At 41.4% G+C, this 6637-nt stretch carries 5 protein-coding genes; 3 read left to right on the top strand and 2 right to left on the bottom strand.

Going from position 1 to position 6637, the window contains the following annotated elements; translation table 11 throughout:
- Positions 1–6 precede the first annotated feature (6 nt).
- The 3 genes from SB847_RS19295 to SB847_RS19285 all read left to right on the top strand — a co-directional run bounded on the left by SB847_RS19295 (position 7) and on the right by SB847_RS19285 (position 4947).
- Positions 7–3093 (top strand): amino acid adenylation domain-containing protein, encoded by a 3087-nt coding sequence (locus SB847_RS19295; RefSeq protein WP_410565169.1) that lies wholly within the window; start codon positions 7–9, stop codon positions 3091–3093.
- A 125-nt stretch (positions 3094–3218) separates the two neighbouring features.
- The gene (locus SB847_RS19290) at positions 3219–3932 is read left to right on the top strand and encodes a response regulator transcription factor (RefSeq protein ID WP_014417206.1); all 714 of its coding nucleotides are present in this window, start codon (positions 3219–3221) and stop codon (positions 3930–3932) included.
- A complete protein-coding gene (locus tag SB847_RS19285; protein ID WP_032872326.1) occupies positions 3922–4947 on the top strand; it encodes a sensor histidine kinase in 1026 nt (341 codons plus the stop codon). The genes SB847_RS19290 and SB847_RS19285 overlap by 11 nt, the downstream gene beginning before the upstream one ends.
- A 106-nt stretch (positions 4948–5053) precedes the next feature.
- Here the strand turns inward: SB847_RS19285 and SB847_RS19280 are convergent, their stop codons facing one another.
- Both SB847_RS19280 and SB847_RS19275 read right to left on the bottom strand, forming a co-directional pair.
- A complete protein-coding gene (locus SB847_RS19280; protein WP_410565074.1) occupies positions 5054–5914 on the bottom strand; it encodes an NAD(P)-dependent oxidoreductase in 861 nt (286 codons plus the stop codon).
- A gap of 50 nt (positions 5915–5964) precedes the next feature.
- A complete protein-coding gene (locus tag SB847_RS19275; RefSeq protein WP_410565077.1) occupies positions 5965–6612 on the bottom strand; it encodes a hypothetical protein in 648 nt (215 codons plus the stop codon).
- Between the last annotated feature and the right edge of the window lie 25 nt (positions 6613–6637).

Raw genomic sequence — 6637 nt, 5'->3', positions numbered from 1 at the left:
GCCGACCTGGCAGCACGGAATCATGTGACCATCCATACAGCTCTGCAGAGTGTGTGGGGTGTGCTGTTGGCCAAGTATAACCAGACAGACGATGTTGTGTTCGGTTCCGTTGTCTCCGGAAGGGATGCCAAAGTGCCGGGAATTGAAAACATGGTGGGGCTGTTTATCAATACGATTCCAACAAGAATTCAGGCCGGTGAGCACCAGAGTTTCAGAGAGGTCTTACAGCGTGTGCAGGAAGGTGCCATTGAAAGCCAGGCATACAGCTACCTCAACTTGTCTGATGTGCAGTCTCTAAGTGAACTGAAGCGGGATTTAATCGACCACGTGATGATTTTTGAAAATTATGCGCTGGATGACAAGGCCCTTGATCAAGGAGAGAATGATCTGGGCTTTGTGTTCCATGAGCTGAAGGGAAATGAAGCAACAAACTATGGATTAACGGTGGTAGCCGTTCCCGGGGAGCAGCTGATCCTGAAATTTGCTTATGATGAAAATGTATACTCGGAGACGATTATCGAAAATCTAGGGATACATTTGACTCGCTTAATGGAGCAGGCCGCAGAAGATGAACATAAGAAAATCGGCGATCTTCAGCTGCTTTCAAATGAGGAAAAGGATCGGATCTTGAGTGAATTCAACCAAACAGAAACAGATTATCCGAAGGATAAAACCATCCAGCAGCTGTTTATGGAACAAGCGGACCGGACGCCTGAGCAAACGGCAGTCGTATGCGGACATGAAACGCTCACCTACCGGGAGCTTAACGAACGGTCGAACCAAATCGCACGGCTGCTTCTACAAAAAGGTGTTCAGCCGGAAACGATCGTGGGCATTATGGCCGACCGTTCTCCTGAGATGATTGCGGGCATAATCGGAATCTTGAAATCTGGAGCAGCTTATCTACCGATAGATCCAGAATATCCTGAAAGACGAATCAAATACCTTTTAGAAGACAGCAAAACAAACCTTATTCTAACAAATAGGGATGATTCGTTAAAATACAATGTAGAAACTGTATTTCTAAATGGAGATTTTGACAGATATTCAATAGAAAATATAGATGTTAACCGGAACCCTTTGAAGTATGCTTATGTTATTTATACCTCTGGGTCTACAGGGAAACCAAAGGGTACGATGATAACACAAAAAGGTTTAGTCAATTATATATATTGGGCCAATAAAACATATGTAAAAGGTGATGCTTTGGATTTTGCCCTGTATTCATCAATTTCATTTGATCTAACCGTAACTTCTATATTTACTCCGTTGATTTCTGGAAATAAAATCGTAGTCTATGGAAATGATGAAAATGGGCCTCTAATCAGAAAGGTTTTTAAAGATAAGAAAGCTGGCATTGTTAAACTGACACCATCTCACCTTAGCCTGATAAAAGATTTAGATAATAGCAGCTCAAGCATAAAACGCCTAATTATAGGGGGAGAGGACTTTAAGTCAGACTTGGCACTAAAAATAAGTGAGAGTTTCAATCATGATATTGAAATTTATAATGAGTATGGGCCTACAGAAGCCACGGTGGGCTGTATGATATATAAATATGATACTCAGAGGGATAAGGCAGCTTCTATCCCAATTGGTAGGCCAGCCGATAATGTCCAGATTCATATTATGAATGACAAGCAGGAGGTATTGCCGATAGGAGTAGTGGGCGAATTGTATATAAGCGGTGATGGGTTGGCTGACGGGTATTTAAATAAACCTGATCTAACAAATGAAAGGTTCATCCTAAACACCGCTGGCCAACGTATGTACCGGACAGGAGATCTTGCGAGAAAATTACCAGACAGAAATATTGAATTTTTGGGAAGAATTGATCATCAAGTAAAGATTCGAGGATACAGAATAGAGCTTGGGGAAATCGAGAGAGAAATCGAAAAATCCGGGAAAGTAAAAGAGAGTGTTGTTGTTGCCAAAGCAGATGGGGATAACCAATATCTCTGCGCATATGTAACGTTGAAAAATGGAGCTGAAATTGCTGAAATTCGCAACTTTTTATCTTATGAACTCCCTGAATATATGATGCCGTCAGCATTTGTTTCTCTTGAAGAAATTCCTTTAACGACGAACGGGAAAATTGACATTACTGCATTGCCTGATCGACATGAGGGTTCAGACAGCGGGAACTGCTATGAAGCACCAAGCAATGATTTGGAAACTATGCTTACTGCTATCTGGGAGGAGATTCTCGACATAAAAAATATAAGTGTAAACACTAATCTTTTTGAAATTGGTGCTAATTCTTTGAATGTAATGACATTTGTGTCAAAGTTATACTCGAAGATGAATTTTAGAATTCCATTTAAAGATGTATTTCAAAAGCCGACAATCCGCAGTCTGTCTGTATTTCTGGAAAACGCTAAAAATTTACTAAAAGACTATACGGAGGATTGTATACAGCTTACGAGTTCCGATGTCAGCAATAAGAAATTATTCTGTTTCCCTCCAGCTGCTTCGTTGGGAATAGCATATATGGGGCTGGCAGAACATTTGGAAAGATATTCGGTTTACAGTTTTAACTTCATTAAGTCCGAAAATCGGATCAAGCAATACGTAAACATCATCAAAGAATATCAGCCAGAGGGCCCTTACACATTGATTGGGTATTCTGCAGGTGGAGTTCTAGCATTTGACGTTGCTAAAGAATTAAATAGACAAGGATATGAAGTCGAGGATTTGATTCTTATTGATTCTACCTACCGAACAGATGTCGAGGAAAACCTTTTAACAGAAGAGGAGTACAAAAAAGAACTATACGATAAATTCGACCTCGCCACATATAGAGACTTAGAAAAATTAGCAAGTGATTACTTAATCGAGCTGATTATGAAATCTTATATGTATATCCAAGGCACAGTTACGGATGGCAGCATCGACGGAAATATATACTATATCGAATCTGTCAAGGAAAAAAGAGATGAAAACATGAGGCTATGGGCGAGAGCAACTACTAAGAAATTCAGATTAATACAAGGTTTTGGTACACATATGGAAATGTTATCGAACTTGAATCCGGAAACCTTAGAAAAAAATGCGAAAATTATTGAGGAAGTTATCTCATTTGAAACAGTTTAAACCTTTAAAATCGGCATTTCATAAAAGAAATGCCGATTCTTTGTTAAAATAAACAATATAATGTAATAATGAATACCCACTGTTACTTACATAAATACAAAAAATATGAAGGCGGGTGTCATGAAGTGAAAGAAATTCGTGTCCTTATCGCTGATGATGAAAAAGTGATCAGAGATTTATTAAAAAAATACATTGAACGGGAACTTTATTTAGCAGATGTTGCAAAGGATGGACAGGAAGCTTTGGCATTATTTGAACAAAATACTTATCACCTCGTAATATTGGATCTCATGATGCCAAAAATGGATGGGATTGAAGTATGCAGAAAACTAAGAGAAAAAACCAATGTGCCAATACTTATGCTTACTGCAAAGGACCATGAAGCTGACAAAATTGTAGGGTTGAGTATAGGAGCAGATGATTATATTACAAAACCTTTTAGCGTAAACGAGGTTGTGGCCAGAATTAAGGCTCTGATGAGAAGGTTTTTCATTTTAGGGAGCGGCAGCGGAACAGAAGAGAAGCCGCTGCTGAAATATAAAGGTTTATCAATTGATGTGAAAAGATATATCGTATGCGTTGCAGGTGAAGAAATATCATTAACCGCAAAAGAGCTGGAGCTGCTGAAATTTATGGCTTCCAATCCGGAACAGGTATTTACGAAGGCTCAGTTGTTTCGGAATGTTTGGGGCAATCATTACTTAGAAGATGACAATACCGTGATGGTTCACATAAGAAAGCTGAGAAAAAAAATAGAAAAAGACCCATCTAATCCTCAATTTATACAAACAGTTTGGGGAATAGGATACAAATTTGCAGGTGAGAAAGATGAGTCGTAAAATCATATATCTTATGTTTCTGCAGATTACACTGATTTGCCTCAATTGTTTATATGACTGGCAGCACCAAGAGCTTAACACTGTTAAATTGGTTGTCTATGGTCTGCTGATCGGTTTGTCTGTAATCCTTATTACAATTTACTGCAAATTCAACAATGAGCTCATTCAAATGATCCATGCGGTTAAGCGGACATTAAATGGGAACTTAACGACAAGAATATTTGCGAATGGGGCTCCGATATTTAATGAAATGGTTTTTTCAATAAACGAATTGATCGAGAAGTTAGAGAAAATACAGGTGGAAACGATTCAAACGCACGCAGCGAGAAAAAGCCTGTTATCAAGCATATCACACGATATTCGCACACCGCTTACATCAATTATAGGATATTTAGATGCGTTGAAAGACGATATTGCAGCCTCGGAAGAAGAAAAGAAAGAATACGTAAACATTGTTTCAAAGAAGTCGAATCATTTAAAGCAGTTAATTGATGAAATATTTAACATGGCTAAACTGGATGCAGATGAAATGCCGATGCAGCCAGATATTATTGACTTTTCTGAAATAACCAGAGAGTTATTGATTGAATACTTGCCGGAGATAAAAAGAAATGAATTAGAGCTTAAAATAAATATTCCTGAAAGAAAGTGTCTTATTATGGCGGATCGTCTAAGTATCGTTAGAATTATTGAGAATATCTTGAAGAATGCCATCCTTTACGGAAAAGAAGGAAAGGTTCTTGGCATAGAACTTAAAGAGAATGACAAAGAATTTGAACTGCTGATCTGGGATAGGGGGCCGGGGATACCAAAGACAGAATCAGAGAAGGTATTTGAGAGGATGTACAGGGGAGACTTATCCAGAAGCTCAGGACACTCGGGAAGCGGTTTAGGACTCTCAATTGCCAAAGCATTAATTGAGAAAAATCAAGGGAGAATATGGGTTGACAGCACCCCTTATATAAAAACAACATTCGGCATTGCATTTGGAAAAATAAAATTAATACGGACATGAATGGAATGATTAGAAAGAGAAACAGACGCTTATAATAGCCAAGAAACCAATGTGTTAGAGAACACATTGGTTTCATTTTTTCCTAAACGGGAGAGGTTTTCACTGCTTATTTGATACATTTAATCAGTGCGGCCCAATCCAGATCCCCGAAGCCTTGTGCGAGCCCGCTTTCAAAATGGCTCTTGGCCAGCTCGGCAAGAGGGAGTTTTGCGGAAACCTGTTCAGCGGCGGCGAGCGCCAGATTGGTATCCTTCAGCCCTAAAGACATTTTGAAGCCGGCCGGCTCAAATTTCTCCTCAGCCATCATGGTTCCGTAATTTTGATAGATGGGAGAGCCAAAGAGCGCGCCGGCGATTTCTAAAAATTGTTTTTGCTCTAACCCGTACTTCTCCATCATTAAGAATGATTCAGATAACGCCTCCAGCATAGAAACGAGCAAGAAATTGACGCTGATTTTCGCGGCGTTGGCCGTTTTTGTTTCTTCACCAGTGTCAAATACTTGCTGACTCAGGATGTTAAGCAGCGGTTCGGCCTTTTTCTTCGCTTCCGCCGGTCCGGCTGTGATGATGCGAAGCTCGGCCTTCTCGGCGGCATCGGGGCGGCCGAGGACGGGAGCGGCGATAAAGGACTGCCCTCTGCTCGAATGTGCGGCGGAAAGCTGTTCTGACAGCGCCGTACTGATCGTGCTCATTGAAATATGAATGCCGTTTTCAGATAACCCGGCAATAATGCCGCAAGCTCCGAACGTCACGTCTGTTACGGCTTCATCGTCTGACAGCATGGATAGCACGATATCTGCATGTTCAGCTGCCTGGCGGGGCGTTTCGGCATATTCGGCCCCTTTATCCAGCAGGTCAGCCGCTTTTTCTTTCGTCCGGTTATATACAGTCAGGCTGTATCCGGCTTTCATGATATTTTCGGCGATGGGGCGGCCCATATTGCCGAGTCCGACGATGGCGATCTTCATTTGACAGTCCCTCCAATGAAAAGTTTTCCACCATTATACATGCAAAATGGTTATTCCGCTGTGTACACGATTGCCACTTTCAGTTCAGGTTCTGAGGACCATCCGGAGTCTGATGCGGCTTTCCCCTTATAAAATCCGGTAAACCGCGTCTTGATGATTGTTTTTGAACGGGGCTTTACAGTGAACGTTTTTGATTTGAATGTGACGTCCTTTATGTTTTCTGATAAATCCGGCGTGACAGAAATGGTTTGTTCCCCTTTTCCGTAATGATTGATATAAAGCGTGCAGCTCATGCCCGCTCTTTTTCGCTCAACCAGATGACTGCATTCGCTGCGGTGCTTCAAATATTCGACAGCCTCTTTTTCGGGCGCGAACTGTTTTAAGGAAAAAGCGGCATATTCGGTGGCAGGACTGATACCGGAAGCGGCCCCCATACTGAGAAAGATCAGAAACAGCCCCGCCGCGGGAAGCGTCCGCCTGAACGCGGCGGCACACCAGATTAACGCCGCAAAGTAAAGCACGACCCCGGGAATGACGGAGATATGGGCTCCATCTTCCGGCCAAGAGGAAAAGCCGAGTAACTCAAAGATGTAATCAGACACCGTACGGCCGTTATACAGCGGGGCGATGGACATGACACTGAAAAGCAGGAGGACAGAAGAAATGATTTTGTGAGAAAGGATGGTAACGGCGCACACCTCTTTACGTTTTTTTCCAGACTAT

This window comes from Bacillus sp. SIMBA_026, assembly GCF_046535335.1.
GTDB classification, from domain to species: Bacteria; Bacillota; Bacilli; order Bacillales; family Bacillaceae; genus Bacillus; species Bacillus velezensis.
Note: the sequence above shows the minus strand (reverse complement) of the source record. Positions and strands in the feature narration are given on the sequence as shown.